The sequence below is a fragment of the Aquiflexum sp. TKW24L genome (genome assembly GCF_023502205.1).
Classification (GTDB): domain Bacteria; phylum Bacteroidota; class Bacteroidia; order Cytophagales; family Cyclobacteriaceae; genus Cognataquiflexum.
Genome location: NZ_JAMFLG010000075.1, coordinates 1 through 3,263, shown reverse-complemented (window position 1 = coordinate 3,263; position 3,263 = coordinate 1). Strand labels below are relative to the sequence as shown.

General features: G+C 53.3%; 2 rRNA genes. Both read left to right on the top strand.

Annotated features, from left to right (window positions below):
• Positions 1-109: 109 nt before the first annotated feature.
• Positions 110-2,948 (top strand): 23S ribosomal RNA (locus M3O96_RS21790).
• Positions 2,949-3,136: 188 nt separating this feature from the next.
• A 5S ribosomal RNA gene (gene rrf / locus M3O96_RS21785) occupies positions 3,137-3,248 on the top strand.
• Positions 3,249-3,263: the final 15 nt, after the last annotated feature.

Genomic DNA, 3,263 nt, shown 5'->3' with positions numbered 1-3,263 from the left:
CATAAGTTCATTGACATGTTGAGCAGAGAATGCAACAGAGTGTGTGTGCATATTAGTATGTACATACGGAGACTGCATATATCCTTAGCAAAAGGGGGATATGTGTAAAGAGTAAGTGAACAAGGGCGCACGGGGGATGCCTAGGCTCTCAGAGGCGAAGAAGGACGTGCCAAGCTGCGAAAAGCCGCGGGGACCTGCAAGGGGGATTGATCCGCGGATGTCCGAATGGGGCAACCCATCCACAGCGATGTGGATATTCCGAAAGGAAGGCGAACGTGGGGAACTGAAACATCTAAGTACCCACAGGAAGAGAAAACAACAGTGATTCCGTGAGTAGTGGCGAGCGAAAGCGGAACAGCCCAAACCGTGCATGTTACGGCATGCGCGGGGTTATAGGACCTGCGTAAGGATGATGAATGTGACCGGAACACAGTGGGAACTGTGACCATAGGGGGTGAGAGTCCCGTACGGGAAGCATGATTTGTCTGGCGGGGATCCTGAGTAGGCCGGGACAGGAGAAATCCCGGTTGAATTTGCCGGCACCATCCGGTAAGGCTAAATACTCCTGAGAGACCGATAGTGAACAAGTACCGTGAGGGAAAGGTGAAAAGTACCGTGAATAACGGGGTGAAATAGAACCTGAAACCGTGCGCTTACAAGCGGTCGGAGTCCCGCGATGGGATGACGGCGTGCCTTTTGCATAATGAGCCTACGAGTTACTCCTCACTGGCGAGGTTAACCCCGTAGACGGGGGCAGCCGGAGCGAAAGCGAGTCTGAACAGGGCGCTGAGTCAGTGGGGGTAGACGCGAAACTTTGTGATCTACCCATGGACAGGTTGAAGGTACGGTAAAACGTACTGGAGGACCGAACCGATAAGCGTTGAAAAGCTTCCGGATGATCTGTGGGTAGGGGTGAAAGGCCAATCAAACTGAGAAATAGCTCGTACTCCCCGAAATGTTTTTAGGAACAGCGTCGCGGATTGTATGACGGAGGTAGAGCTACCGATAGGACTAGGGGGAGTCATATCCTACCAAATCCTGACGAACTCCGAATGCCGTCATACAGAAGCGGCAGTGAGGGCTTGGGTGCTAAGGTCCGAGTCCGAGAGGGAAAGAACCCAGACCTACCGCTAAGGTCCCAAAATTTACACTAAGTTGAACAAAGGTGGTCCAGCTGCCTTGACAGCCAGGAGGTTAGCTTGGAAGCAGCTATTCCTTTAAAGAGTGCGTAACAGCTCACTGGTCGAGCGGCAGGGCGTCGATAATAAACGGGCATCAAGTGTAATACCGAAGCGTAGGATTGATATTTATATCGATGGTAGGGGAGCATTCCAACGGCGGTGAATGTGCATGGCGATGTGCACTGGAGCTTTTGGAAAAGCAAATGTAGGCATAAGTAACGATAATGCGGGTGGGAAACCCGCACACCGATAGACCAAGGTTTCCTGATCAATGCTAATCAGATCAGGGTCAGTCGGGGCCTAAGGCGAACCCGAAAGGGGCAGCCGATGGACAACAGGTCAATATTCCTGTACCGCGCATATAATAAAAGCGACGTAGGGGTGTACCCGGTGCGCACTGACGGAATAGTGCGTTGAACCACGTGAAAGCGTGGGATAGTACACGGAGGCTTCGGCCGAAGTGATAATCCGGGGAATCCACTTCCAAGAAAAGCGAATATGCGTGCCCGTACCGCAAACCGACACAGGTGGTCAAGGAGAGGATCCTGAGGTGCTCGAGTGAATCATGGCTAAGGAACTCGGCAAAATGGCCCTGTAACTTCGGGAGAAGGGGCGCCTACCCTCACTTCGGTGAGGGAGGCCGCAGTGAAAAGGCCCAGGCGACTGTTTAGCAAAAACACATGGCTTTGCGAACTCGAAAGAGGAAGTATAAGGCCTGACACCTGCCCGGTGCCGGAAGGTTAAGAGGGGAGCTCAGCGCAAGCGAAGGTTTGAATCGAAGCCCCGGTAAACGGCGGCCGTAACTATAACGGTCCTAAGGTAGCGAAATTCCTTGTCGGGTAAGTTCCGACCTGCACGAATGGTGTAACGATCTGGGCGCTGTCTCAGCCATGAGCTCGGTGAAATTGTAGTCACGGTGAAGATGCCGTGTACCCGCAACGGGACGGAAAGACCCCATGAACCTTTACTGCAGCTTAGCATTGGTACCGGGTAAACGATGTGTAGGATAGGCGGGAGGCTGTGAAGTGGCGTCGCCAGGCGTTGTGGAGCCGTTGTTGAAATACCGCCCTTTGTTTGCTTGGTATCTAACCCCGCAGAAGCGGGAGACATTGCTTGGTGGGTAGTTTGACTGGGGTGGTCGCCTCCAAAAGGATAACGGAGGCTTCCAAAGGTTCCCTCAGCACGCTTGGTAACCGTGCGCGGAGTGCAATAGCATAAGGGAGCTTGACTGTAAGGCCGACAAGCCGAGCAGGGTGGAAACACGGGTATAGTGATCCGGCGGTACAGCATGGAATGGCCGTCGCTCAAAGGATAAAAGGTACTCTGGGGATAACAGGCTGATCTCCCCCAAGAGCTCATATCGACGGGGAGGTTTGGCACCTCGATGTCGGCTCGTCACATCCTGGGGCTGGAGAAGGTCCCAAGGGTTCGGCTGTTCGCCGATTAAAGTGGCACGCGAGCTGGGTTCAGAACGTCGTGAGACAGTTCGGTCCCTATCTGTTGCGGGCGTGGGAAGTTTGAGGAGCGCTGACCTTAGTACGAGAGGACCGGGTTGGACTGACCGCTGGTGTACCGGTTGTGGTGCCAACTGCACTGCCGGGTAGCTACGTCGGGAAGAGATAAGCGCTGAAAGCATCTAAGTGCGAAACTCCCTCCAAGATGAGACTTCCAAACAGGGCCGTCAGAGACGATGACGTCGATAGGCTGCAGGTGCAAAGTCAGTAATGACAAAGCCGAGCAGTACTAATAGCCCGAAAACTTACTTCAGGTCAGCCCTGTTGCATTCTCTGCAAAACATATCATCCCGATAGCTATCGGGAGACGTGAGATATGAGACTTGAGACACAAGACTCTGATCCGCGGACACAGAACATAAGAAATCGGTGGAAATGATAAGATTAAGATTCAGGGATTCAAACCTCTTACTTCTGACCTCTTACTTCCCACTTTAAGATTTAGGCGGCCCAGCGCAGGGGTCCCACCTCTTCCCATCCCGAACAGAGAAGTTAAGCCCTGCAGCGCCGATGGTACTGGGGTTACACCCGGGAGAGTAGGCCGCCGCCACATTATTCAGACCCTCAG